The sequence below is a fragment of the Marinomonas sp. BSi20584 genome, assembly GCF_002792415.1.
Classification (GTDB): Bacteria; Pseudomonadota; Gammaproteobacteria; order Pseudomonadales; family Marinomonadaceae; genus Marinomonas; species Marinomonas polaris.
Genome location: NZ_KZ454871.1, coordinates 181,211 through 205,348, shown reverse-complemented (window position 1 = coordinate 205,348; position 24,138 = coordinate 181,211). Strand labels below are relative to the sequence as shown.

23 protein-coding genes are annotated in these 24,138 nt (G+C 43.0%); 14 read left to right on the top strand and 9 right to left on the bottom strand.

What is annotated here, in order from left to right; genetic code table 11:
- Positions 1-10 precede the first annotated feature (10 nt).
- The 4 genes from TY87_RS04940 to TY87_RS04925 form a co-directional block, all read right to left on the bottom strand.
- Positions 11-208 carry a DNA polymerase gene (locus TY87_RS04940; protein ID WP_269777501.1) on the bottom strand — a complete coding sequence of 66 codons (198 nt, stop codon included), beginning with the start codon at positions 206-208 and terminating at the stop codon, positions 11-13.
- Positions 209-706: 498 nt separating this feature from the next.
- Positions 707-1,165 (bottom strand): hypothetical protein, encoded by a 459-nt coding sequence (locus TY87_RS04935; protein WP_100186214.1) that lies wholly within the window; start codon positions 1,163-1,165, stop codon positions 707-709.
- 67 nt (positions 1,166-1,232) lie between these two features.
- Positions 1,233-3,968: a DNA polymerase I gene (gene polA, locus TY87_RS04930; protein ID WP_100186233.1), complete on the bottom strand. Its 2,736-nt coding sequence runs from the start codon at positions 3,966-3,968 to the stop codon at positions 1,233-1,235.
- Positions 3,969-4,241: 273 nt separating this feature from the next.
- Positions 4,242-4,652, bottom strand: coding sequence for a VOC family protein (locus tag TY87_RS04925; protein WP_100186213.1), 411 nt, complete (start codon positions 4,650-4,652; stop codon positions 4,242-4,244).
- Positions 4,653-4,737: 85 nt separating this feature from the next.
- Between TY87_RS04925 and TY87_RS04920 the strand changes: the two genes are divergently transcribed.
- Positions 4,738-5,433 carry a helix-turn-helix transcriptional regulator gene (locus tag TY87_RS04920; protein ID WP_100186212.1) on the top strand — a complete coding sequence of 232 codons (696 nt, stop codon included), beginning with the start codon at positions 4,738-4,740 and terminating at the stop codon, positions 5,431-5,433.
- A 49-nt stretch (positions 5,434-5,482) separates the two neighbouring features.
- On the opposite strand, the gene TY87_RS04915 is transcribed toward TY87_RS04920, so the two are convergent.
- Positions 5,483-6,568 carry a GGDEF domain-containing protein gene (locus TY87_RS04915; protein WP_232617068.1) on the bottom strand — a complete coding sequence of 362 codons (1,086 nt, stop codon included), beginning with the start codon at positions 6,566-6,568 and terminating at the stop codon, positions 5,483-5,485.
- A gap of 246 nt (positions 6,569-6,814) precedes the next feature.
- Here TY87_RS04915 and TY87_RS04910 point away from each other — a divergent pair, with 246 nt between their 5' ends.
- Genes TY87_RS04910 through TY87_RS04900 form a run of 3 tightly spaced genes read left to right on the top strand, consistent with a single transcriptional unit; the run spans position 6,815 to position 9,081 of the window.
- Positions 6,815-7,777: a homoserine kinase gene (locus TY87_RS04910; RefSeq protein ID WP_100186210.1), complete on the top strand. Its 963-nt coding sequence runs from the start codon at positions 6,815-6,817 to the stop codon at positions 7,775-7,777.
- A 44-nt stretch (positions 7,778-7,821) separates the two neighbouring features.
- Positions 7,822-8,385: a DUF1007 family protein gene (locus tag TY87_RS04905; protein WP_072838499.1), complete on the top strand. Its 564-nt coding sequence runs from the start codon at positions 7,822-7,824 to the stop codon at positions 8,383-8,385.
- Positions 8,386-8,445: 60 nt separating this feature from the next.
- On the top strand, positions 8,446-9,081 hold the full coding sequence (locus TY87_RS04900; protein WP_100186209.1) for a LysE family translocator: 636 nt from the start codon (positions 8,446-8,448) through the stop codon (positions 9,079-9,081).
- A gap of 23 nt (positions 9,082-9,104) precedes the next feature.
- On the opposite strand, the gene TY87_RS04895 is transcribed toward TY87_RS04900, so the two are convergent.
- On the bottom strand, positions 9,105-9,662 hold the full coding sequence (locus tag TY87_RS04895; RefSeq protein WP_072838497.1) for a TetR/AcrR family transcriptional regulator: 558 nt from the start codon (positions 9,660-9,662) through the stop codon (positions 9,105-9,107).
- A gap of 234 nt (positions 9,663-9,896) precedes the next feature.
- On the opposite strand from TY87_RS04895, the gene TY87_RS04890 reads away from it, so the two are divergent.
- The 7 genes from TY87_RS04890 (at position 9,897) to znuB (ending at position 18,342) form a co-directional block, all read left to right on the top strand.
- Positions 9,897-11,042: an efflux RND transporter periplasmic adaptor subunit gene (locus TY87_RS04890; protein WP_100186208.1), complete on the top strand. Its 1,146-nt coding sequence runs from the start codon at positions 9,897-9,899 to the stop codon at positions 11,040-11,042.
- A gap of 50 nt (positions 11,043-11,092) precedes the next feature.
- Complete coding sequence (locus TY87_RS04885; protein ID WP_072838495.1) at positions 11,093-14,197, top strand: efflux RND transporter permease subunit; 3,105 nt, start codon at positions 11,093-11,095, stop codon at positions 14,195-14,197.
- Between the two features lie 322 nt (positions 14,198-14,519).
- On the top strand, positions 14,520-15,140 hold the full coding sequence (locus TY87_RS04880; protein WP_072838494.1) for a MarC family protein: 621 nt from the start codon (positions 14,520-14,522) through the stop codon (positions 15,138-15,140).
- A 114-nt stretch (positions 15,141-15,254) separates the two neighbouring features.
- The gene (locus TY87_RS04875; RefSeq protein WP_100186207.1) at positions 15,255-16,214 is read left to right on the top strand and encodes a nickel/cobalt transporter; all 960 of its coding nucleotides are present in this window, start codon (positions 15,255-15,257) and stop codon (positions 16,212-16,214) included.
- A complete protein-coding gene (locus TY87_RS04870) occupies positions 16,214-16,738 on the top strand; it encodes a Fur family transcriptional regulator (protein WP_100186206.1) in 525 nt (174 codons plus the stop codon). Before TY87_RS04875 ends, TY87_RS04870 begins: the two co-directional genes overlap by 1 nt.
- Positions 16,735-17,511 carry a zinc ABC transporter ATP-binding protein ZnuC gene (znuC, locus tag TY87_RS04865; protein WP_100186205.1) on the top strand — a complete coding sequence of 259 codons (777 nt, stop codon included), beginning with the start codon at positions 16,735-16,737 and terminating at the stop codon, positions 17,509-17,511. Before TY87_RS04870 ends, znuC begins: the two co-directional genes overlap by 4 nt.
- Before the next feature lie 39 nt (positions 17,512-17,550).
- A complete protein-coding gene (gene znuB / locus TY87_RS04860; protein WP_100186204.1) occupies positions 17,551-18,342 on the top strand; it encodes a zinc ABC transporter permease subunit ZnuB in 792 nt (263 codons plus the stop codon).
- A 66-nt stretch (positions 18,343-18,408) separates the two neighbouring features.
- Here the strand turns inward: znuB and TY87_RS04855 are convergent, their stop codons facing one another.
- Positions 18,409-19,788 carry a sensor histidine kinase gene (locus TY87_RS04855; protein WP_100186203.1) on the bottom strand — a complete coding sequence of 460 codons (1,380 nt, stop codon included), beginning with the start codon at positions 19,786-19,788 and terminating at the stop codon, positions 18,409-18,411.
- Between the two features lie 4 nt (positions 19,789-19,792).
- Positions 19,793-20,458 (bottom strand): response regulator transcription factor, encoded by a 666-nt coding sequence (locus TY87_RS04850; RefSeq protein ID WP_072838488.1) that lies wholly within the window; start codon positions 20,456-20,458, stop codon positions 19,793-19,795.
- Between the two features lie 327 nt (positions 20,459-20,785).
- Between TY87_RS04850 and TY87_RS04845 the strand changes: the two genes are divergently transcribed.
- From TY87_RS04845 to TY87_RS04835, 3 genes are all read left to right on the top strand, one after another.
- The gene (locus TY87_RS04845) at positions 20,786-21,178 is read left to right on the top strand and encodes a YbaN family protein (RefSeq protein ID WP_100186202.1); all 393 of its coding nucleotides are present in this window, start codon (positions 20,786-20,788) and stop codon (positions 21,176-21,178) included.
- Positions 21,179-21,260: 82 nt separating this feature from the next.
- Entirely contained in the window at positions 21,261-21,848 is a 588-nt protein-coding gene (locus TY87_RS04840) for a biliverdin-producing heme oxygenase (RefSeq protein WP_100186201.1), read from the top strand.
- Between the two features lie 157 nt (positions 21,849-22,005).
- A complete protein-coding gene (locus tag TY87_RS04835; protein ID WP_100186200.1) occupies positions 22,006-23,637 on the top strand; it encodes a methyl-accepting chemotaxis protein in 1,632 nt (543 codons plus the stop codon).
- Between the two features lie 8 nt (positions 23,638-23,645).
- Here the strand turns inward: TY87_RS04835 and TY87_RS04830 are convergent, their stop codons facing one another.
- On the bottom strand, positions 23,646-24,104 hold the full coding sequence (locus tag TY87_RS04830; protein WP_100186199.1) for a DoxX family protein: 459 nt from the start codon (positions 24,102-24,104) through the stop codon (positions 23,646-23,648).
- Between the last annotated feature and the right edge of the window lie 34 nt (positions 24,105-24,138).

Genomic DNA, 24,138 nt, shown 5'->3' with positions numbered 1-24,138 from the left:
GCGCGTCATCTCAGCTGTCTCCAACTCGCGCTTCTACAAGCAAAGGCACGTCGATTTTGCTGCTGTTCTGCATGATGTTGACGATTTTTTTCTTGGCAGCGTCGATGTCTTTTTCGGCCACTTCAAAGATGAGTTCATCGTGTACTTGCATGATCATTTTGACATCTAGGTCGGTGTTGGCGAACCAGTCGAGCATTATTGTCATGATGTATTTGATAATAGTTCAGCACTTATATCTAGAGTAATCATTTCGGCGTTGCGAAAAATGGACTACTGGCACATAATTAATCTCAACACGGCTCCTTTCAATGAGGCTACTTGATGTAGCGGATTTGCTTAGGAGTTTTTTTGTACTCAAAGTAAGTCGGTATTCGCTAGGAAGCTGCGGGTAAAAAAAGCTTTCGATCAGACTATCTTGATTATTTTACAGCCTGCCTGAAGGTTTTTTATCACGACTGTTTGTTGTCGGTTGCAATACGTTGGTGTCAGTACTAAAATTGACCATGTAGAAGGGCTTAACATATGACTCATTACTGGATTGTCCATATGTTCTCACGCTACCAATGATTCGCCAGTGACATCATTGTTGATGGTTAGACTAAACATTGTTTAGTCACCCTGACCCCAAAGAGCTAAAGGGCTGCCACGAACTATCATTTTCCATTTTAAAAAAGAGCATTTGTCATGCTCTTTTTTTATGCCTGTTTTATATCATTGCGATTACTGTCCCTGGGTGGGATTTTCTATCGTAGGCGCTGATAATGTCGTAATAGGTTTTGTCTTTAGATAGTCTTAAAATGACCAGCCCAGTCTTGGACTCAATAACCAGCGCGGCGTTTTCGTCTTTCACTGTGTCAACAATGACGGTTGCTCCGTCAGTGATGATAGATTCTATATAACCCGATACTTGACTTGGGCAGGTAATGCCAATTTCTTGGCTATGTTTTTCATAGATATGTCTAATGCCAAATGCCCCAGACCTTGTTCTTCCAAAGCCTGCAAAGCCGACTTTCAATCTAATCTCAAGTTCTGGCCAGTGAGCGTTGTTTTTAGGAAAGGTGCCAAATGAAAGTAAGTCGTTTGTTGTCGTAACAAAGACGTTTTTACTTCGTTTGTGCGACATCCATTCGACTGAAAGGTCGCTATGTAGAATGGTGGTTTCCATTTAATCCCTTAGTTTAAAGCAGGCTCTTCCTTGAGCCTTGCTCGTATTCATTTGTTATTTTAGAGCCTTAATGCGCCTCGTCCCAATTATCTCCAACCCCAGCTTCAACCAACAACGGCACGTCTATCTGGCTACTGTTTTGCATGATGTCGACGATTTTCTCTTTGGCGGCGTCGAGGTCTTTTTCGGCCACTTCAAAGATGAGTTCATCGTGTACTTGCATGATCATTTTCACGTCTAGGCCGGTGTTTTGTAGCCAGTCGTGCATTTTGATCATGGCGCGTTTGATGATGTCGGCAGCTGAGCCTTGCATCGGGGCGTTGATCGCGGTGCGTTCGGCGGCTTGGCGCATCATGGCGTTTTTCGCTTTGATGTCTGGTAAATACAAGCGGCGGCCGTAGATGGTTTCCACGTAGCCTTTTTCTTTCGCGCCTTCGCGGGTGTTTTCCATGTATTGCTGTACGCCTGGGTAACGTTCGAAGTAGCGTTTGATGTATTTGCCCGCTTCTGGGCGACCAATGCCAAGTTGTTTCGCTAGACCAAAGGCGGACATGCCGTAGATTAAGCCGAAGTTGATGGCTTTGGCGCGGCGGCGCTGTTCTGTGGTAACTTCGTCTAGGCTGACTTCGAACACTTCCGCAGCAGTGGCTTTGTGCACGTCGGCGTCTTTGGTGAAAGCGTCTAATAAGCCCGGATCTTGGGACAAGTGCGCCATGATGCGTAATTCGACTTGAGAGTAGTCGGCCGCCACTAACTTGTAGCCTTTAGGCGCGATGAAGGCTTGGCGAATACGACGACCTTCGGCAGAACGAATTGGGATGTTCTGCAAGTTCGGATCGGTCGACGACAAACGGCCTGTCGCGGTAATGGCTTGGTGGTAAGAGGTGTGAATCCGTCCGGTTTTCTGGATCATCTCTGGCAGTTTGTCGGTGTAAGTGGATTTCAACTTAGACAGACTGCGGTGTTCCATGATCAAACGTGGTAGTTCGTAGTCTTGTGCCAGTTCTTGCAAGATCGGCTCTGCCGTGGATGGTTGGCCTTTTGGTGTTTTCTTGATAACCGGCAAGCCTTGTTTTTCGAACAAGATGACTTGCAGTTGTTTTGGCGAGCTTAGGTTGAAGCTTTCGCCCGCTTCTTCGTGGGCTTTGATTTCTAGCTCTTGCAGTTTGCCTGCGATTTCAGTGCTTTGCAGGTGCAAGAGTTCTGGGTCGATCAAGGCGCCAGTTTGTTCCATTTTAGCCAAGACCGGAATCAATGGGCATTCGATGTCTTTAAAGATGCTGACCAATTCTGGCGTAGTTTCGATTTTCGGCCAAATGGCTTGATGCAAACGCAAGGTGATGTCGGCGTCTTCTGCCGCATAAAACGCCGCGACCTCTAAGTCGATTTGGTTAAAGGTTTTTTGCTTAGCGCCTTTGCCGGCGATGTCTTCAAAGCTCACGTTGGTGTGGCCGAGGAACTTGCTGGCAAGAGTGTCCATGTCGTGACGTGAACTCACGGAGTTGTAAACGTAAGATTCCAACATGGTGTCGTAAGCGATGCCGCGCAAGGTGATGTCGTAGTTGTTTAGTACGTTGGCGTCGTATTTTAGGTGCTGGCCGACTTTTGCTTGGCTATCGTCTTCTAGCCAAGGTTTCAGCTGTTCTAGCACCCAAGCACGATCTAGCTGTTCTGGCGCGCCTTCGTAGTCGTGAGCCACCGGAATGTAAGCCGCTTCGCCCACTTCTACCGAGAAGGACAAGCCAACCAGTTCCGCAGCCATGTAGTTGAGGGACGTGGTTTCTGTGTCAAAAGCAACCAGCTCAGCGGCTTGGATTTTTTCTAGCCATTTGTTGAAGCTTGCTTTGTCTAAGACGGTTTCGTAGTTGGCTTCGATGTTGGATTTAATCGGTGTTTCCACTTGGCCGTCATTACCAACGGTATCGCTGGCGGTTTCGACACTTGGCGCTTTGTCTAGGTCAGACAACCAAGTTTTGAATTCTAGCTTGGTGAACCATTCACGCAGCTTTTCTTTGTCCGCTTCGCCGTTTTTCAATTCTTGTGGTTCGAAAGGCAATTCTACGTCGCATTTGATGGTCGCCAAGGTATAAGACAGCTCGGCCATCTCTTTGTTGTCTTCCATTTTTTGCTTCATGGTTTTAGAACCACGGAAGCCTAAATCTGCGATCTCGTCTAAGCGCGTGTAGATGTCTTTGATGCTACCCAAGCCTTGTAGTAAGGCAAGAGCGGTTTTTTCACCCACGCCTGGTACGCCTGGGATGTTATCGACTTTGTCGCCCATCAGTGCGAGGTAATCGATGATCAGTTCTGGCGGAATGCCGAATTTGTCTTTTACGCCTTGGATGTCCATTACCGTGTTGTTCATGGTGTTCACAAGGGTGACTTTGTCGGTAACCAACTGAGCCATGTCTTTATCGCCCGTGGAAACCACCACTTCACGGCCTTGTTCGCCCACTTGTTTGGCGATGGTGCCGATCACGTCGTCGGCTTCTACACCATCAACAATGACCAAAGGCAAGCCCATAGCTTCCACCACACGGTGAATTGGTTCGATTTGCGGACGTAAGTCGTCCGGCATCGGTGGACGGTGCGCTTTGTATTCGCTGTAGATCTCGTCGCGGAAGGTTTTACCCTTGGCATCGAAGATGATCACCATAGGGGAATCTGGGTAGGTTTTGATTAGGCTGCGGATCATGCTGATCACACCGCGCGTGGCGTTGGTTGGGTGACCATCGCTGGTGTGCATCGGTGGAATCGCATGGAATGCTCGGTAAAGGTAAGACGAGCCGTCTACCAAAACCATAGGTGGAGTGCGTGTTGTTGAATCCGTAGCCAAAATAGAACCTCTTTGTGAATCGGCAAATATGAGGTCTATTCTATGTGTTTGAGCGTGTTTTTACAGCCAAAACGGCGAATTAAGTTTTAAGCAGGATTCTCACTTGTAATAATAGACCTGTATGAGCGAAAGATTTCTTTCATTATTCAATAGTTGGTTTTGATAAGAGACATCCAACAATAAAAACCTGTTTTTGGCCTAACGAAGGTTAGGCCAATATAGAAAGTGGACGTTGAGACACTAGGCTTGTCGATGACATAGATTAAATCGATCTTTTGCCGCGCTGGTTTTAGGTGTGAAAAACGACACTAGGTTGCCTTCTGGGTCTCTAAATTGAAAGGTTCGGTTACCCCAAGGCATATCTTTAGGGGAGTGAACCAGATCGACCTTGTTTTCCAGACGTTCAAATTCTTTATCAACATCATCTACTAAGAATTCAAGAATCGCCGTGCGGTTGGATGAGGGTTCAGCGCAACCTTCTTTAAACAGGGCAACGGTTTCTATACTGCCGAATGCTAAATGAGCCTTTTCTGTTTTTAGTTCAGCAAATACAGGAACGAGCCAGTCGGCTTCCCGTTCGGTTATATATTCGTAGAAGCCAACCATCTTTTTGATGTCGTTAACAATGAGCCGAGTGGAAAATAGATTCATACTTCACCTTTTTAATGAGAATCAGAGAGTGCAAAATGAGTATGTCACCCTGATGCTGACAGCGTTGTGGCAATAGGAGAAAAAAATGCGACGTGCCGATAGATTGTTTCAACTCATTCAGATATTGAGGCGGGTAAATAGACCTGTGACCGCGGCTAAGTTGGCTGAGGAGTTAGAGGTTTCTAAGCGAACGGTTTATCGAGACATTACCGATTTGGTTGGGCAAAGGGTTCCAATCGAAGGAGAGGTGGGTTTAGGTTATACATTAAGCGAATTTTACAACATGCCTCCTTTAATGTTTACGCGAGATGAACTGGAGGCGCTGGTTTTAGGTGTTCAGCTAGTGCAAAGCCTTCCAGATAAAACAATCGGCAATTCCGCCAAAGATGTCTTTTCTAAAATTAGAGACGTAATTCCCCAAAGTTTAATATCGAGTCTTAGCGATGCGGGTGTTCGCATAAAACCCAGAGAGTTAGAGCCAGAAAAACAGGATACTCGTTATTTACGAGAGGCAATTAGAGCAAACAAAAAGATACGGATTACCTATTTTGATCGAGATGGTAATGACTCCGAACGAGTGGTGTGGCCCATTATCCTAGGTTATGACGAAGCATATTGCTTATTAATCGCATGGTGCGAAAAGCGTCAGCAGTATCGTCATTTTCGAGTTGATAGGATTCGACAAATGGACCGTTTGGATACTAGCGTTCCGATTGCAGGTAATGAGCTACGACAGCGCTGGGAGTTATGGCGTGAGCAGACTTGGCTGAATAAGCGTTAAATAGTATGTTTTTAATATTACCTCCCACACTAACGCTGATCTTTTTGGCTTAATCGTCTAGTTGAGGATGAATGCTGTTGAACATAACCGCTTGGTTGCGGCCGTTATTTTTAGCGGCGTACAAGGCTAAATCGGCTTGGTTGACCAAGTCTAAAAAGTCATCGTGATGGGCGATGCTAGATACACCAACGCTAACGGTAATTTTGCCAACAGATTTATATGGCAAGGTGCCTAATGCGTGTTGAAACATAGAGCCAATAAAAGGCAAGGTATTAGTTTTTGGGTTAACTAATACCACAGCGAATTCTTCACCGCCCCAACGGGCAATGGTATGTTTTTCGAAGTAAATAGTCCGTAGACGAGATGCCACTTCCACCAAAACTCGGTCACCAATCGAGTGACCATGACGGTCATTTATTTGCTTAAAATGGTCTACATCGATCAGTAGAACGCTAATCCTATCATCATGATTGAGTTGTCCTAACCAAAGGTCCAAGCCTCTACGATTATAGATATCGGTTAAATAATCTCGCCCTGCTTCTAGCTCGTAGCGACGAAGGTCGCCAGTCACTTTGTTTATGTGTTTGCGGATGCTCTTTTGGAAAGGGAATACAACATAAAGCAGCAAGCTTGCAGGGCCAAAAGTGCCGATTAATTCATAGCCTCGGGGTGTTTGTAATTCGTCAGGATGGTTTAGCAGATAAGTAATAATGGGTAGGGCAATGGATGCCCACATCAGCACAATATAACGTCGATACTGCTTTGGTAGCATGATGATACCCAGCATGATAATCGCCATCATAAGACCTGTAACCGGTGGATATTCATCGACAAATCGCCACTCACTGTTCCAAGCCATAAAGACATAGTAAATAGTCGACGGTGAAAAGGTCAGAATGAAAAAAATGATATAAAAAACAATGATTTTATTTATATCTGTGTGGGGATTGTAGTGATAGTAGATTAGTACAATAAGTAGAACGATAGCGTCGATACTTGGAATTATCGAATCGATGATATGGGTAGTAGGGTAAGTGTTAAAAAAAATAGCAAAAGCAGTGCTTGTTAAAAATGAAGCAATAAGTAGCCGATATACGGCAGATACAGTGATTTTTTTCTCATCGTCATAGATCATCACAAGAGGCTTTCAGTTGAGTTTGTTATTCAATAATAGAAGGCTTGTTATGAATTTGCTGTTGTCCCTTGGTTAATATATGTCTCTGAAATTAACTAGGTTGTAACAAATAAATAAATTGCTCGATAAAATGTGTACATAAAAAGGCCGATTTACGCTACTTAGAATTGACCTTTTGAAGCTAATTGTAGAGCATAGGCAATTATTTTTTCATTCCATCTCTTTTAGACAACAATAGGTAGAAACTTGGCTGTTTACACTTCCCTTTCGGACTCTGACATGCGTGCCTTAGTGGCTGACTATTATTTAGGTGAACTGGTTTCGTTCCAAGGCATTTCCGGAGGGGTAGAAAACACAAACTACTTTTTGACCACCACAACGGGTAAGTATGTGGTGACCTTGTTTGAAGAATTTCAGCCCGATGAGGTGCCGTATTTTTTAGACGTGGTGGCGCATTTGAAACACAAAGGTTTTAATGTTCCTGCTGCTTTGATCGACATTCATGGTGAGCGACTACGCGAAGTAAATGGCCGACCAACCATTATTGTCGATTGTTTTCCCGGCGGTGAGCTAAAAGGCACAGATGAAACTTCTTGCCGATTAATGGGCGAGGCCTTGGCGAAGTTGCATATTGCGGGTGAAGATTTTCCTGTTCACCGAGATAGTCACCGTGGTGTTGCTTGGTGGCATAAAACCAGCAAAGCCATTGCTAACGAGTTAGAGCCAGAACAAGCACAATTACTGTTGTCACAAATCGCAGAATTCGATGTCTTTATTGCCGAATACCCAGACTTACCTAAAACCACCATTCACGGGGATTTGTTCTTCAACAACACCTTGTTTGAAGGTAATAAACTGTCTGCCATTATCGATTTCTACAACGCTTGCCATTCTTGGGTGATGTACGATTTAGCCATTGTGGTGAACGATTGGTGTTCGGACATGAAAACAGGCGAATTGGATAAAGCTAAATATAAGGCGTTATTAAAAGCCTATTTGCATGAGCGTGAAGCTAGCCCAGAGGAAATTCTCGCTTGGCCTTATATGTTAAAAATCGCCGCGCTGCGTTTTTGGTTGTCTCGTTTGGAAGCATGGCACGGCGCAAAACACGACCCTGAACGCTTAGCGCAACAGCATGATCCGCTTGAATTTCAGCGTATCTTAGAAGCGCGAGTACGTCACACACCGAATTTAGTTGAGTTCCAATAAAAGGTACTTTTAAAAAAGGTACTTTTAAAAAAGGTAATAATCTGATGCGTTTTTTGTTGTGTTTGTGCATTACGGTCTTGTTTGCTGGATCGGTCATGGCGCATCCTCATGTTTGGGTGGATTCACAGTATCGAGTCAAGGTGGATCAAGCCAATGTAGAAAGCCTTGAGGCAACGTGGAGTTTGGATCTTTTTACTTCCACAAGCTTGATTGCCGAATACGATATTGACGGCGATGGCGAGTTTAAAGGCCAAGAAAAACTCGACATGATCGAGGTATTAAAGAGCTTTGAAAACTATGGCTTTTTCATCAAAATGAAGCAAGATGGCTCTGAGCTTATACCAAAAAAAGTACACATTTTAGATGTTCGCATTCGCGATCAAATGCTGTGGATTCGCTTGGGCATCGATTTGCCAACTCCGGTCAATCTTGAAACCTCGACTTTGAGCTTGGCCTTTGGTGATGACGAATTGTATTTTGCGATGGAGCCGTTGGAAGAAGGTTTAGTGCGTTTGTCTGGTACGTTATCTGAAATTTGTACACCAGTTGAGCATGAAGCAACGGAAACATCGGTTGCAGTGTGGGTTGATTTGACTTGTAAGCCCTAACTTATAAAGTGATCTCGTAAAGAATTCTCTTTTCAACGCCGAATATAAAGGTAAAAGCACATGTTAGAACATTTCCAATGGTTGCCTTTTTTAGCTGCTATCACTGTGCTGACAATGAGCCCAGGTGTTGATACGATTCTGGTCATGCGTAACGCAGCATCTGGTGGCTGGCGTTTGGGTTTTTTGACAAGTTTGGGTATTTGCATGGGTTTGTTCGCCCATGCGACTGTATCAGCGTTAGGTTTGTCGGTGATTTTGCTTGGTTCCGCTGGTTTGTTCACTGCGTTTAAGCTGGTGGGTGCGGCGTATCTTGTGTACTTAGGTGTGCAAGCTATTCGCAGTGCGATGAAGCCGGTCGGTATGACATTTAAAGACGCAAAAAATCCTAAATCACAGACGTCTTGGGGCAGCTTTCGCCAGGGTATTTTGTCTAACGTCTTGAATCCAAAACCGATTATTTTTTACATGGCATTTTTGCCACAATTTATTGATCCGAGCCATTCTGCGTTGGCTCAATCCCTTTTTATGGCCTCACTTCACTTTATCATAGCGATGGTGTGGCAAACGTTTCTTGCGCTTATGGTTCATAAGGCGCGAGTTTGGCTGGCGCGACCAAAAGTGGCGTTCGTCTTAGATGGCTTAACCGGCGTATTGCTGTTGGGCTTTGGTGTAAAACTCGCACTGAGCCAGCGCTAGCATTTGCTTATTAAACACACATTTTAGGAAGGTGTACTTGAAGCTGTACTGGCACCTTCCATCAGTATCAATTCTATTATAGTTAGTACTCTTGCTCTAGGTACTCGTCCTAGTCGCTCCGCTTCTATCATTGCAAAGAATAAGCCATGGAAGCACTCTGTAATAGCCGCTGCACTGATATCTACTCGAAAGTGGCCACTTTGTTGGCCTCTTAAGAAAAATGCATCGATTTTTTCTTGTGCAATTATACACTCACCATTTTCTAACAGTTCCGGCTGCCAATGCTGAATAGTAAAGAGGGTTAATTCTTTATTCTTATAGCAATTTTCTAGTAATTTTCGAACCCCTTCTCTTGGCTCCGCCGTGTCTAGATTAGCGTCCTTGATTGCCGATTTATAAGCGTTAAGGCTGCTGCTTTGTAGTCTTTCAAGCAGGCTTTCTCTAGTGGGGCAGAAACGATACAAGGTAGCTTTACTGACACCTACAGCACAGGCGAGTTCTTGCAGTGAAGCTCGTGGGTGCTCAACTAATGCAAGCGCTAGTGCATTCTGCAGTGCATTGTTTGTTTCGTGTTCAGTCATATCTTTATCCAGTTTGCCTTTAAATAACCATGTCTCATGGTTGTCTACGTTTTACGTATTTTATGCAAGGGGATTTTACGCAGAATATCTAGTATATGAAATCTTAGATGCGAGTAAAAAGCACAAACAAAGTGAATTAAATATATATCAAATGAATCACTATAGATTCATTTGGATTATTTTAATACTATTTAAAGCTGTTTTATCTCTGGCAAAAATTTAAGGTATTAACCAATGATACGAATTCTGAAAAATGGACGAGCGTTGCTACCAGTTTTGGCGGTGTTATTTGTAGTGTCTGGCTGTACCTCAAGTGAGCCAGAGGCTCAAGCCAGTCCTCCTCCAAGCGCAAGAGCTGCCACAGTAACGACTGTGCAACCAATTGAATATGAAGAAAATGCTATTTTGCCAGGGCGAATTGAGCCTATTCGTGAAGCCGAGGTGCGTGCTCGTGTACCTGGTATCGTGTTGCATAGAACTTTTATTGAAGGCTCCGATGTCAAAGCGGGAGATATATTATTTGAAATCGATCCCGCGTCTTTAAAAATTGCACTTGCTAGTTCTAAGGGCAAATTAGCAATGGCGGAAGCGACCTTGTTTGATGCAAAAGTGCTGGTCGATCGTTATGCGCCTTTGTTGCAGTCTCAAGCGGTCAGCAAGCAAACTTATGATGCTGCTCAAGCTGCCTATTTAAGTGCAAGTGCCTCTGTTGCTTCAGCCAAAGCAGATGTTGCGAATGCCGAACTTAACCTTGAATACGCAACAGTACGAGCGCCTATTTCAGGTCGAATTGGTCGAGCAAATGTTAGTGAAGGCATGTTAGTGGGACAAAGTGATACAACTCTATTAGCAACTATTCAGCAACTTGACTCTGTTTATATAGACTTTACTCAATCTGTTACCGATACCCTGAAATATAGACAATCTGTAGAAGATGGCACTTCTGCTAACAGTACGAAATTGATGGCCAAGTTAGATGGTTACAACAAAAGCTTCGAAGGGAAATTGTTGTTTTCTGACAGTCAAGTAGATGAAAAAACTGGCAATGTTGTGTTGCGAGGCTTGTTCCCAAACCCTAATAAAGTGCTACTGCCTGGCATGTATGTTCGTGTTGAGGCTGTTCAGTCTCATTCTGCTAAGGCGATATTGATTCCTCAACGTGCTGTTATGCGTGGTAACGGAGGACAAGCATTTGTTTACGTTGTGAATGATCAAAATGCAGTGGAATCTCGTTCAGTTGTAACGGGTTCAATGTCACAAAATTTATGGCGTATTACAGAGGGATTAAATGCTGGCGATAAAGTAATTATTGATAATGCAGCTATGTATCAAGCGGGAGAGAAGGTAATAGCTTCCGTTAAAGTAGCCTCTAACACTTAGTTCATTGTTCACTTTATCTTAACTATTAAGACGTTTTAGAGGCTCAATACATGTCTAATTTTTTTATTGCACGCCCCAACTTTGCTTGGGTCATGGCAATCTTTATTTTGTTGGCGGGGCTGCTTGCTTTGCCAACTTTGCCTGTGTCGCAATTTCCGGTAGTAGCACCACCGCAGATTGAAATCACCGCCACATATCCCGGTGCATCCGCTCAAGTGTTAGTTGATTCGGTAACCAGTGTAATAGAGGAAGAATTAAATGGAGCGAAAGGTTTGCTCTATTTTGATTCTTCTAGTAACGCAAATGGTATCGCCCAGATTACGGCATCTTTCGAGCCCGGCACTGACCCTGATCTAGCTCAGGTTGACATACAAAACCGTCTTAAAAAAGCGGAAGCGCGCTTACCAAGTAGTGTTATTGCTCAAGGCGTGCAAGTTGACCAAGCAAGCTCTGGTTTCTTGATGATCTATGCTTTGACTTTCAAAGGTGATGATGCGTCTAAGAGCATTATTACTTTGGCAGATTACGCAGCACGAAATATTAACAATAATATTCGCCGCGTGGAGGGTGTGGGTAAGCTGCAGTATTTTGGCACCGAAGCCGCTATGCGGGTTTGGGTTTCACCGGAAAAGTTGCTGAGTTACGGTTTATCCATTGGTGATATTAATAACGCAATTAGAAACCAAAACGTTCAGGTACCTGCTGGTAGTTTTGGTGGTCGACCTGCCGATGATACGCAAGAGTTAACCGCTAGTTTGGTTGTGAAAGGCTTTTTGGAAGATCCTGAAGAGTTCGGCGATATTGTTCTACACAGTAACGTGGATGGTTCAGCTGTTTATCTTAAAGATGTGGCTCGTGTTGAGCTGGGTAAGCAAGATTATAATTTTGAAACTCGTTTAAATGGTCATAAAGCCATCATGGGGGCGGTTCAGCTATCGCCGGGTGCGAATGCCATCGAGACGGTGAAAGCGGTAAAAGCTCGTGCTGCGGAACTGGAAGCGAACTTTCCAGATGATATTCAAATCAGCTTTCCTTATGACACCTCTAAATTTGTTAGTGCAGCGATTGAAAAAGTAATTCATACCTTGATTGAGGCGATTGTCTTAGTGTTTCTTGTGATGCTGTTGTTCTTGCAGAATTTACGCTACACCTTGATTCCCACTATCGTTGTTCCTGTTTGTATCTTAGGGACGTTTGCAGTGATGTCCTTGATGGGCTTCTCGGTAAACATGATGACCATGTTTGGTATGGTGCTCGCCATTGGTATTTTAGTGGATGACGCCATTGTGGTGGTCGAAAACGTTGAGCGTATTATGGTGGAAGAGAGTCTTTCTCCAAAAGACGCAACGATCAAGGCCATGGGGCAAGTATCCGGTGCCATCGTGGGTATCACATTGGTTCTATCGGCGGTATTTGTCCCTCTTGCTTTTATGAGCGGGTCCGTTGGTATTATTTATCAGCAGTTTTCTATGTCTCTTGCTGTTTCTATTATGTTGTCTGGGATATTGGCGCTAACTTTTACGCCTGCATTGTGTGCGACTCTATTGAAACCCATTGATAAAGAAGCACATCATGAAAAAGGTGGTTTTTTTGGCTGGTTTAATCGCCAATTTGCTGGGTTAACTAATCGTTATTCTGCGTTGAACGGCAAGCTAGTAAGTCGCCCAGGACGATTCATGTTGATGTATCTTGTACTTATTATTGGGCTTGGTTATGCCTATATGCGTTTACCTGAATCTTTTGTGCCAACGGAAGACCAAGGTTACATGATCGTCGATTTGCAGCTCCCTGCAGGTGCTACTTTTTCTCGAACCAATGAGACAATGAAAGATGTTGAGGAGTTCTTAGGGCAGCGGGATGCGGTTGAAAACGTAGTTACTGTTATGGGCTTTAGTTTCTCTGGAATGGGGGCGAATGCTGGTTTGCTATTTCCGACTTTCACCGATTGGTCTGATCGTGAGCAGTCTTTATTTGATGAAACGATGGCTTACAATCAATTTGCCGGTAGCATCACAGATGGCCGTTCGATGGCGGTTCCACCGCCATCGATTGAAGGAATGGGGAACTCTGGTGGTTTCTCATTGCGATTGCAAGACCGTAGTAATCTAGGTAGAGAAGCGTTAACTAATGCACGTAATACTGTTCTAGGCCAAGCGAATGCATCTCCAATCATTGCTTATGCCATGATGGAAGGCTTAGAAGATGCGCCGCAGCTTAGAATTAATATAGATCGTCAAAAAGCGACAGCATTGGGCGTGGGGTTCGAATCAATCAACAATGCGGTATCAACGGCGTACGGTTCGGCCTCAGTTAACGACTTTACTAATGCAGGTCGCTTGCAACGCGTTGTTGTTCAAGCCGATGTTGCAGATCGTATGACACCAGAGCGTGTCTTAGAGCTGCAAGTGTTAAATGACGAGGGTAACCTTGTTCCAATGCGCTCTTTTGCAAGCAGCTCGTGGGAAATCGGGCCGGTTCAGGTATCTCGTTACAATGGTTACCCAACGTATAAAATTTCCGGAAGTCCAATGCCTGGACACAGTTCTGGTGAGGCAATGGCGGAAATTGAACGTATTATTAGTACTCTGCCAAAAGGTATTGGCTATGAGTGGACCGGGTTGTCTTACCAAGAGAAAGCAGCGGGGTCACAAGCTCCAATGCTGCTGACCATTTCTATTTTGGTGGTTTTCTTACTATTGGTGGCATTATACGAAAGCTGGTCTATTCCATTGTCGGTTATTTTGATTATTCCGATTGGAGCACTCGGTGCGGTTGCAGCAGTTTATCTGATGGGGATGTCGAATGACGTTTACTTCAAGGTAGGTCTGATTACGATTATTGGTTTATCGGCGAAAAATGCTATCTTGATTGTTGAGTTTGCCAAAGATCTTTATCAACAAGGGCATTCGCTAAAAGACTCAGCGATCCAAGCCGCAAAATTGCGTTTTAGACCTATCATTATGACGTCAATGGCCTTTATTTTAGGGGTGGTACCTTTAACGATAGCTACGGGAGCAGGTGCGGCAAGTCAGCACTCATTAGGTGTAAGTGTTATCGGTGGCATGATCTCCGCAACAGTCTTAGGTGTATTGTTTGTTCCTGTGTTCTTCACATGGGTGCTTGGGCGCTTCAAAACGTCAAATAAAACAGTCTAATAAAAGACACTTATTTTTTGTTCGAAAAGCCGATTTTTTGTCGGCTTTTCTTTTTGTAATTCAATGCCACTTTTTCCTCATTTTTTCTGATTCTTTGCTAGAATTCCCCCATCTGCGTTCTCTTCGGGACGGTCCTTAAATAGAGACTGCTTTCAGATAAATATTTGCTGTGCCACAAGCGCGGTAAATTGGGTGAGTCCTAGCAATATAAGATAGGGCTTTAGATAATAAGAGATCTTTGTCTCGTATTGGCTTATGACATCGAGCAAAGGTTTCAATAAGCATTCGGTTTTGCTGTCTGCTTTTTTGGTGATTATTCTAAATGAGTTTATTAATTTCAACTTGGATTAAGTTCTTCTTTCTCTTCGCGCCGTTTTTTGTGTTGTCGATGTTTCTTGCGTTAACCCGCGGAGAATCTTCGGCATCTCGTCGACAAGTGGCGAACAAAGCCATTATTGCCTCTGTGGCGATTTCTATTGTGCTGTTGTTTTTTGGTGGCAGTTTGTTTGCTGTGTTAGGCATCACGCTGGATTCTTTCCGTATTGGCTCTGGCGTATTGTTGTTTTTATCAGCCTTGAGTTTGGTTCGTGACGGTACGCGTAACCATGCGGTTGGCATGCCAAGCGAAGAACGTGATGATGTGTCTGTTGTGCCATTGGCTGTACCTACGATTATTGGACCAGCGACGATTGGTACAATTCTAGTTTACGGTGCTGAACTACAAGGTTGGGATTTATTTATTGGCTTGTGTGGTTTGTTGTTGGCATTGGGTACTTTGGCGATCATTTTGTATTCTGGTTCTTTGATTGAAAAAATGCTGGGTCGAACAGGCTTAAATGTCTTGTCTAAGATTACCGGTTTGGTTTTGGCGGCCATGGCTGCGCAGATCTTTATGAGTGGTGTAATGGGTTTTTTACATCCAGCCACTTCAGCCGTTAGCTAAGTGGTTATGAATTAAATTTTGTACAAAATGCGGCGTTTCTAGGCTTTGGCTTCTCCTTGGGTTTTACTTGTTATATCATAACAAAATTGTATCCAATTTCGGTGAGAGCCAATTATGGCAAAGAACGTCGCTTTTTTATTGTTATCTTTTTTATGTCTCAGCTCGCCTCTTTATGCCGCGATTGATTTTGCGCTGTATCAAGATTTTATCCAGTGGATTATTTCTCAGCAAGCCACTTTTCATCGTGAATTAGTGTCTTTAGTTCGCTCTATCAGCAAAGGCGGCAGTCCGGTTCTACTGTGGGGGTTAATCTCTACAAGCTTCTTTTATGGCGTTTTTCACGCGGCTGGACCAGGTCATGGTAAGGCGGTTATTTCTGCTTATATGTTGGCGAGCAAAGCGCCATTGCGCCGTGGTATTAGCTTGGCATTTTTGTGCGCTGGTGTTCAGGCAGTGATGGCAGTCTTAGTCATTGTTGTGCTTAGCCAAGTGTTTTCCTTGGCAGGAAAAGCCATGCAAATAAGTCGTTTTTTTGAAGTGGCGAGTTTTGCTGCAGTTGGCTTGATTGGTGTGTGGATTCTTTTGCGTTTATTACGCGGCCAATCTGGTTGTGGTCACGATCACTCACAAGACCATCTTGAAGAACATCATCACGATCATTCTGCGGAGCATCACGGTCATACCCATAAACACTCTCATGATCATGCATGTTGTGCGCATCATACAGATGAAGCGAAAACCGCTCGTCGTAGTATTTGGGCAATGGTGGCCGCGGTGGGTATTCGTCCCTGTACTGGGGCGATTTTAGTTTTGTTATTCTCTTTGAGCACGGGCATTTTTGTTTGGGGTTTGGTGGCAACCTTTGCCATGGCGCTAGGTACTGCTATTACTGTCGCTGCTTTGGCTGGCGTTAGTGTTTTTGTTCGTGATACAGGTTTTGCGTTAAGTAGTGAGCATCGTGTTTGGCGACAGCGAGTGTCGCGCACCTTTGGTTTTCTTGCCGCTTTCGCTTTGATAATAATTAGCACTTCAATGATTTGGAGTTACGTAAGCAATGCAGGAAGGGCTTTCTAATGAAACATGAAGACTCACATCAGCACTCACAACAAGGTTCTCATCAACACAGTCATCACAACCATAATGATTGTATTGATACCGCGTTAGAAACAGCGGAAACCCTGTGTGCAGAGCAAGGCCAGCGATTAACGAAAGTACGTCGCCGCGCATTGGAATTGATCTGGGAAAGTCATCGCCCACTTGGTGCTTATCAGCTATTGGCGAAGTTGGCCGAAGAGGGTTTTAACTCTGCGCCGCCAACGGTTTATCGTGCTTTAGACTTTTTGTTAGGTGCGGGTCTGATTCACAAAGTGGAATCGATGAACGCTTACCTTGGCTGTGCCCATGCAGATAAAGCGCACAAAGGTTATTTCTTGATTTGCGATGAATGCCACAATGTTATGGAATTCGATTACCAAGATATTCATGCGGCCTTGATCGAAAAAGCCGCGCATCAAGGTTTTGAGTTACGTGCTGAAACCATTGAATTAACAGGCTTATGTGCGAAATGTAAGGCAAAAAAAGTAGGAGCAAGCGCGTGAGTAAGCGATTGGTTGCTTTTGATAAAATTGGTATCTCGTTTGATGGCAGAGTTTTGCTTGAAAACATTGATATGACGATCAGTGAAGGCGAGATTGTTACCCTAATTGGCCCCAACGGCAGCGGGAAAAGTACCCTGATTCGCACCTTGTTAGGGCTGCAAGAAGCAACTTCTGGTGAGATAGTTAGGCATAAAACCTTGCGTATCGGTTATATGCCGCAGAAGCTGCATATAGATCCGACTTTGCCATTAACGGTAAAGCATTTCTTGGCTTTGGTGCGTGGTGTTGATAAACAACAAATTCTTCCTACACTAGAAAAACTCGGCATTGGGCATTTGTTGAAATCACAAGTGCATGTGTTATCTGGTGGTGAAACACAGCGTGTTTTGTTGGCGCGTGCCTTGTTGAACCGACCAAATCTATTAGTGCTAGATGAGCCAGTGCAGGGCGTGGATGTGAATGGTCAGGTGGAGCTTTATAACCTGATTGAAAACATCCGTAATGAGCTAAATTGCGGCGTTCTGATGGTATCTCATGATTTGCATTTGGTGATGGCGAAAACCGATACCGTGGTTTGTATCAATCAACATGTTTGCTGTTCTGGTAGCCCGCAACATGTAACAGGTCATCCTGCTTATCAAGCTTTGTTTGGTGTGCCAGGTGCAGATGAATCCATCGCTATTTATGCCCATCAGCATGATCATGTGCATGATGAACACGGCAGTATTCTATCGGACGATGGTGATGCTCACGCCCATTGTAAACATCATTAATAACATCCCCAGTTAGCAGATTTTGGAGTTCGTAATAGCATGTTAGATCTTTTGCTCAGAGCCTTGTTAGGTGGATTGGGTGTGGCTGCAGTAGCAGGGCCGTTAGGCGCGTTTGTTGTTTGGCGACGCATGGCCTATTTCGGTGATACCTTAGCGCATTCGGCCTTGTTGGGTGTGGCGTTAGGTTTTTTATTAGACATCAATTTGAATCTTGCCATTATCGTTTTGTGTGTTGGTTTGGCCTTGGTGTTGGTGACTTTGCAGAAGAAACACATTATTGCGACGGACACCTTGTTGGGGATTCTAGCGCATTCGGCATTGTCACTTGGTTTGGTTGCAGTAAGTTTTCTCGACAATATTCGTATAGATTTAATGGCGTATTTGTTTGGTGATTTGCTGGCGATTAACCAAGCCGATGTTTACTGGATTTACGGTGGTGGTTTGGCGGTTATCACGTTATTGGTGACATTTTGGAAGCCGCTACTAGCTGTAACCGTTAATGAAGAATTAGCAAAAGTAGAAGGGTATCCGGTAGAAGCGATTCGTCTATTGCTGATGTTGCTGGTGGCTTTGGTGATTGCCGTGGCAATGAAAATCGTCGGCGTGTTGCTGATTACTTCCTTGATGATTATTCCCGCTGCGACGGCGCGTAAGTTATCGAGTACGCCAGTACAAATGGCATCGTTTGCTAGCTTGATTGGTTGTTTGGCTGTTTGCGGTGGTTTGTGGGCGTCTTATCGTTGGGATACACCAACTGGCCCAAGTGTTGTTGTGTGCGCTGCCTTGTTATTCTTGATTGCTTATACTTTGCCGTTTAAGCGCTTGCGTTAGGTTTTTAAAGCTTAGATGAAGGCCACCTTGGGAAACCAAAGTGGCCTTTTGTATTTTTCTTAAATGCTATGAAGTCGTTTTATTTGAACGAATTTTAATACAAGCACAGAGTCCTGGGTGCGTATTGGTTAAAACCAACTCGCCATTATGCAAAGAGACTATAGCTCGGATCAGAGTCAGTCCTAATCCGTGCCCGAATACGTCCTTTTTGGAAGAAAGCCTTTTGAATCTCTGAGTGACAAAATGCAGACTCTCTTCTGGGATACCTTTACCTTGATCTGAGACTTTTATAAAGGTATTCCCCAATGATGAATCTATTTTAAGAGTTATAGTTTCACTTTCTGGCGCGTACTTAATAGCGTTATCTAATAGGTTTGCAATAGCTTGAAAAATAAGGATTTTATCAGCACAAAAAACATGTTTTTTTTGTGCTTCGAGCTTTATGTTAATTCCATAATTTTCTGCTAATGGCTGATAATACTCATAAACTTCATGCAATATGTCATAAGCATTAATGTTGTCTTTTTGATGGCTAACTTGTCCTGTTTCGACTTCAGAAAGTCGCATGATAGAGCGAAAAAGTATTTGTATTTGCTCGGTTTCTTTAATTGCTTGCTCGAGCTCGTTGAGCTCTTTTCCTCCTACACGTTCTGATAAGTTGATCAACTTATGCTGCAGGCGAGTGAGTGGTGTTCTTAGTTCATGTGCAACATGACTAGTGATGTCTCGAACTTCTCCCATTAGCCTCTGAGTGCGTTCAAGTACAATATTAATTTCTTGACTCAGTTGGTCGAATTCATCTTTATTGTCGTTTGAGTTAACTCTAACGTTGTGTTTACCACTAGCATATTGCTCTAGGGTGTCAATGATATGATTAACGCGGTAGAGATTGTGTCGACTAAAGCGTAGGCTAATTACTAAAATCATGAGTTGTATTGCCAGCAGCCCAACACCTGTCATAAGAGATATTATTTGAGTTTGTTGGTTCATTGGTTTTACGTTGTATGCGTTAAAATACATACCGCCATCTGTTAAAGGCACTAATAGTCCTAATAACTCGACATTATTATCTTTTAACGAGACAATATCTGGCGAATTTATATTGTGTTTTTGTAAGTATTGGATTTGACTATCTGATACGTTCTGCTTATTTCCTAATAAAACTTTTCCATAAGCGTCAAAAATAAAGGTGAAGTGATCTTTTCTGCTTTCTTTATAATTTTCATTTTTTAATTGTATTGATAAATCATTGCTGCTGTTAAATTTATTATTTAATTTTTGATTTTCTATATTTTCAAAAATCATATTTTTAACATGACTTTTCATGATGTTGTCTAAAATGTAGTCACAAATAAAAATAGAAGCAGAAGATATCAATAAGCAAATAAAGGCAATGATAGTAGCTTGCCTAAAGCTGCTACTATGGGACAACGATTTAATAAACACAGAATCATCCTAAAGCATAACCAACTGAACGAATAGTTCGAATGATTGGATTTTTAGATCCACCATCTAGCTTATGTCTTAATTTGGAAAGGTGAACATCTAGGATGTTAGTTTGTGGGTCGAAGTGATATCCCCATGCTTTTTCTAACAACATGCTGCGAGTAACGGTTTGTCCTGGATGTTCGGCAAGTACATAGAGTAATTTGAATTCTTTGTTGGTTAAGTCAATCTTTTGTCCTGAACGAGTTACTTCGTGTAATTCAAGATTTATCATCATATCTTTAATTTTTATAAGATTGCTTGAAGCTACTTTTTTGGTCCGGAAGTACAATCGTTCTAGGCGTAAAAGTAGCTCGGTAAAATCAAATGGTTTGCCGAGGTAGTCATCCGCCCCTGCTCTGAGACCTTCTATTCGATCCGATATTTGATCGTTCGCCGACAGAATAAGTATAGGTGGGTGAGGAGTATTACCAAGTAAACCAAGCAACTGGATACCGTCTAGTTTAGGGAGGACACGATCCAATAAAATGACATCAAAAACTTCTTTCTTAATCAGCTTCAATGCGTCTTCACCATTATCTACTAGCTTGCATATATGACCTGATACATGCAGCTTGCTGCTAATCCAATGGCTAACGGAAGCATCATCTTCAACAACGAGAATTCGCATATCTTCTTATCTCTATAGAGTAAAAATGGTAATGAGTGTTCGAAACAGCATCAGCATACTAGCATCTATTGATAATGGTTATCAATATCGTGTTTTTTGTTTTTTTAGCCTTCCTTCTTCCTTACAATCTTAGTTGTTTTTTTCTGTAAGGATTGACCATCCTAGCAACTGACAGGCAAAGAGCTAGCTTTTGTTTATTAAGCATTCTTAATACATTAATGGTTGAGTTATTAGAGGGAATGAATGTTAATAATTCGGCTTGATATTTTATTTATTAATACTTAATAGATTAAATTCTAATAAATAATGTTTTCTGGAATTGAATTCATGTTTGTAAAAAGTAAAACCTTCATGTATCAAGTTATTGCTTTCCTTAGCTTGATAATGGCGTTTGTAGGTGTGATGGTTCCTGGTATTCCTGCTACCGAGTTTATATTACTTTGTGCTTGGTCATCATCAAAAGGTTCCCCTAGGATTTATCGGTTTTTGCATAATAATCGATTTACAGGTCCTGTTCTTTATAATTGGGATAATGGCAAGGTGATTTCTAGAAGCAATAAAGTGATATCATCAATAAGCATGTTTTTATGTGCCTGTTTATTAGTATGTAGCGGAATTAATTCATACGTTTTGTTTTTTGCTTTATCAGGGATGTTTGTTGGCTTTTTATGGATGTGGTCTAGGCCAGAAGAAGTTAAAAATTTAACAAAAGAATGTTAGTTTTTCTTAATATAAATGAAGTGGTCATTTGGAAGGTAAGTTTTTATCATTAAATAAGATGGATTTTTAAATGAGGCCAGATATGCAAACAATAGAAAAAGACCAAGATACACTGACATTTGCAAAGCGTTTAAAATATTCTACGCGTACTAATCACGATAGTGTCGATTCACTGGTGATGCAGTCAGAGCCATTTGAAAACGAAGAAAATTACAGAAAATTTTTGCGTTTACAGCATATTTTTCATTTATCTGTTGCGCCTTTGTACCAGAATAAAGCTCTGCAAGTGTTGTTCCCCGGGTTGGCTGAATTACCTAGGTTGTCTGCGGTTGAATCGGATTTGAATGACTTGGGCTTAAAGGCGGATGTTGATGTATCTTTGTTAGCTACGCCGACAGATCTGTACCAAGCCATTGGTTGGCTTTATTGCAGTGAAGGGTCGAATATTGGTGCAGCATTTTTGTATAAAGAAACACAGAAATTGAGCTTTGATGCAGACCATGGCGCTAGGCATTTAGCAGCACATCCTGAAGGACGAGCGCCGCATTGGCGTAAGTTTGTCGCACAATTGGATGCGCTCAATCTGACCGATGCGCAAACTGATCAGGCTGTAAAAGGTGCTGTGGATGCGTTTGATTTTTATAAAAAAACCTTAAAGCGTATATTTTAAATGTCATTCGTTATTTAAAAACTTGCTTTAAAAAAGTGGGTCATTATTCAGGGAAGACTATTTACCTGTAATAAAACTAGCTAGTTTTACGTCTATTATGTTCATATCAGATGGTACGTGCTTTTCGTCGCTTTAATGTTTCATAAGAGGTTGTTCTATGCCTGGTTTTACTAGTATCCGTGGTCGTCTCAGGGCGAGTTATTTAGTGTTGTTGGCATTGTTGGTGCTGGTGGTTGTGTTGTCTGTCAGCCGCTTTCAGCTTTTGTCTGGCAATATCCGCAGTATAGTGGATGAAAATGCGGCGCTAGTGGAGTTGACCGGCGAGCTCAACGTAAACGCAGAAAGCTTGGCAAGCCGCTTGTTATTGTTGTTTGTGCTGGAAGAGCGAAACGCTCGGGTGGCAATTTATAAAGAAATTGATGAACGTAATAAAAGCCTAGACACCAATCTAGAGAAAATGGCTCTGTTGGTACAAACGCCGAAAGATAAGGCGAGCATCGAAGTATTAAAAAAACAACGTAAAGTCTATCAGGCCGCTCTTCAAGCAACGGTAGAAGCCTTAGAGTTCGGTGAACTTGATGATGCCAAAAAATTGATGGCAGGTACGACTCGTAATGAATTACAAACGTTTTTAAAACAAACCTCTGCGTTGTCTGAATACGAACGCAATATGATGCAAGGGCACCAGAAGGAAGTTTTATCTGAATCAGAATTGGCTATTTGGTTAACCGTTGGTGTTGGTCTTTTGGCGGTGTTAATTGGTTTGGTTATGTCGGTTTTGATTTCTCGCAGTATTGTTAATCCACTTAATTATGTCATTGCCTTGCTAGACAAATTTGCTCGTGGTGATCTTTCTCAAGACATTACTTCTGAGCAAAAAGGGGAAATTGGCCAATTGCTTGATAGCGTTAAGCGCATGCAAGTCAGTTTAGCTGGTGTTGTTATGAAAATTGATAAAAGCGCCAAAACCGTGGTCACCGCGGTGAGTGAAATTCGTACCAACGTGGCGGATGTTAACCAAGGCTCTAATACTCAAGCTGTCATGGCGAATGATATTCAGGGCTCGGTCAGCGAATTATCTAATTCGGCGAATGTAATGGCAGATCACGTTAGCGTATCGCGTAATCAAGCGGAAGCCGCGCACGATTTAGCAAAACATGGCAAGAAAGTGATTACTTCTGCGGCCACAGACATTACTGCGGTGGCAGCTTATATAGAAGAAACCTCTAAAGCAGTTGCTGAGTTAAATCAAAGTGCGATGACGGTAACCGAATTTGTGAACAGCATTCGGAATGTTGCGGAACAGACAAATCTATTGGCCTTGAATGCGTCTATTGAAGCGGCTCGGGCCGGAGAAAGTGGTCGAGGTTTCGCAGTAGTTGCCGATGAAGTCCGAAATTTGGCAACGAACACGGCGGAAGTGACGGCTTCCATAGATAAAGTGATCACAACCATCAGCAGCTTGTCGATGCAGATTTCTAATGAAATGGTGCAAGGCCAAGAGAAAATGCGCCACGGCGTTGCGCAAATCGAGGACGTTGTCGCGCCTCTGAGCCAATTAGAAGCGGATGCGGCCACATCATTAGAAAGTCTAGATGGTTTGTCGCAATTAGCTCAGCAGCAGGCACGAGAAGCGAATGATATTGCCGAGCACATTAGGCGGATTGTGGAAGTCACCGTCAGCAATGAACAGACATCAAAACGCTTGAGTAAGCTCACCGATGCCTTATCCGGCGCCGCTGAACAAACCCATGAAGCAACGTCTACTTTTATTCTGCCGGCTAAGTGAGAAGCTGATTAGCGTTTAAAAATCAGACGATCTAAAGAAAAAGCGCCCGCGCCGCGCCACATGATTAACAAGGCAATGGTTAACCATGTGGCGTGAGTTGGGTAAGCGTCAGGATAGACAAAAAGCTGAATCACCAAGGTCATTCCCGCCAAACCGAGCGCAGCAAAGCGTGTCAAAAAACCAGTCAAAATGAGAATCGGTAAAATGTGCTCGGCAAGAGCCGCTAAGGTTGCTGCTATCATCGGCGACAGCAATGGTAAATTGTATTCGTATTCAAACAAAAACAAAGTTGAGTCTTTTAAATGCGGCCATCCTAAGTGCGCTTCCATCGCGATAATATCCAAAGAAAATCCTTCTATTTTTGTTTGGCCAGACTTCCAAAATACCGCAGCAATGGCAAATCGCGCCAAGAGCAGAATCAATGACTCGGGTATTTTTTTAAATAGATTTTCAGCCGTTTGTAGCATGATTTCCTCTTCTTATTATCATTCAAGGTTGTGC

What these genes read in the sequence shown, in the direction of transcription:
- TY87_RS04850 (WP_072838488.1), bottom strand. Translation starts at nt 20,458, where the DNA reads ATGCGAATTCTCGTTGTTGAAGATGATGCTTCCGTTAGCCATTGGATT.
- znuB (WP_100186204.1), top strand. Translation starts at nt 17,551, where the DNA reads ATGTTAGATCTTTTGCTCAGAGCCTTGTTAGGTGGATTGGGTGTGGCT.
- TY87_RS04835 (WP_100186200.1), top strand. Translation starts at nt 22,006, where the DNA reads ATGCCTGGTTTTACTAGTATCCGTGGTCGTCTCAGGGCGAGTTATTTA.
- TY87_RS04900 (WP_100186209.1), top strand. Translation starts at nt 8,446, where the DNA reads ATGTTAGAACATTTCCAATGGTTGCCTTTTTTAGCTGCTATCACTGTG.
- TY87_RS04895 (WP_072838497.1), bottom strand. Translation starts at nt 9,662, where the DNA reads ATGACTGAACACGAAACAAACAATGCACTGCAGAATGCACTAGCGCTT.
- TY87_RS04915 (WP_232617068.1), bottom strand. Translation starts at nt 6,568, where the DNA reads ATGATCTATGACGATGAGAAAAAAATCACTGTATCTGCCGTATATCGG.
- TY87_RS04845 (WP_100186202.1), top strand. Translation starts at nt 20,786, where the DNA reads ATGTTTGTAAAAAGTAAAACCTTCATGTATCAAGTTATTGCTTTCCTT.
- TY87_RS04880 (WP_072838494.1), top strand. Translation starts at nt 14,520, where the DNA reads ATGAGTTTATTAATTTCAACTTGGATTAAGTTCTTCTTTCTCTTCGCG.
- TY87_RS04875 (WP_100186207.1), top strand. Translation starts at nt 15,255, where the DNA reads ATGGCAAAGAACGTCGCTTTTTTATTGTTATCTTTTTTATGTCTCAGC.
- TY87_RS04935 (WP_100186214.1), bottom strand. Translation starts at nt 1,165, where the DNA reads ATGGAAACCACCATTCTACATAGCGACCTTTCAGTCGAATGGATGTCG.
- TY87_RS04920 (WP_100186212.1), top strand. Translation starts at nt 4,738, where the DNA reads ATGCGACGTGCCGATAGATTGTTTCAACTCATTCAGATATTGAGGCGG.
- TY87_RS04905 (WP_072838499.1), top strand. Translation starts at nt 7,822, where the DNA reads ATGCGTTTTTTGTTGTGTTTGTGCATTACGGTCTTGTTTGCTGGATCG.
- TY87_RS04840 (WP_100186201.1), top strand. Translation starts at nt 21,261, where the DNA reads ATGCAAACAATAGAAAAAGACCAAGATACACTGACATTTGCAAAGCGT.
- TY87_RS04870 (WP_100186206.1), top strand. Translation starts at nt 16,214, where the DNA reads ATGAAACATGAAGACTCACATCAGCACTCACAACAAGGTTCTCATCAA.
- TY87_RS04830 (WP_100186199.1), bottom strand. Translation starts at nt 24,104, where the DNA reads ATGCTACAAACGGCTGAAAATCTATTTAAAAAAATACCCGAGTCATTG.
- TY87_RS04925 (WP_100186213.1), bottom strand. Translation starts at nt 4,652, where the DNA reads ATGAATCTATTTTCCACTCGGCTCATTGTTAACGACATCAAAAAGATG.
- polA (WP_100186233.1), bottom strand. Translation starts at nt 3,968, where the DNA reads ATGGTTTTGGTAGACGGCTCGTCTTACCTTTACCGAGCATTCCATGCG.
- TY87_RS04885 (WP_072838495.1), top strand. Translation starts at nt 11,093, where the DNA reads ATGTCTAATTTTTTTATTGCACGCCCCAACTTTGCTTGGGTCATGGCA.
- TY87_RS04890 (WP_100186208.1), top strand. Translation starts at nt 9,897, where the DNA reads ATGATACGAATTCTGAAAAATGGACGAGCGTTGCTACCAGTTTTGGCG.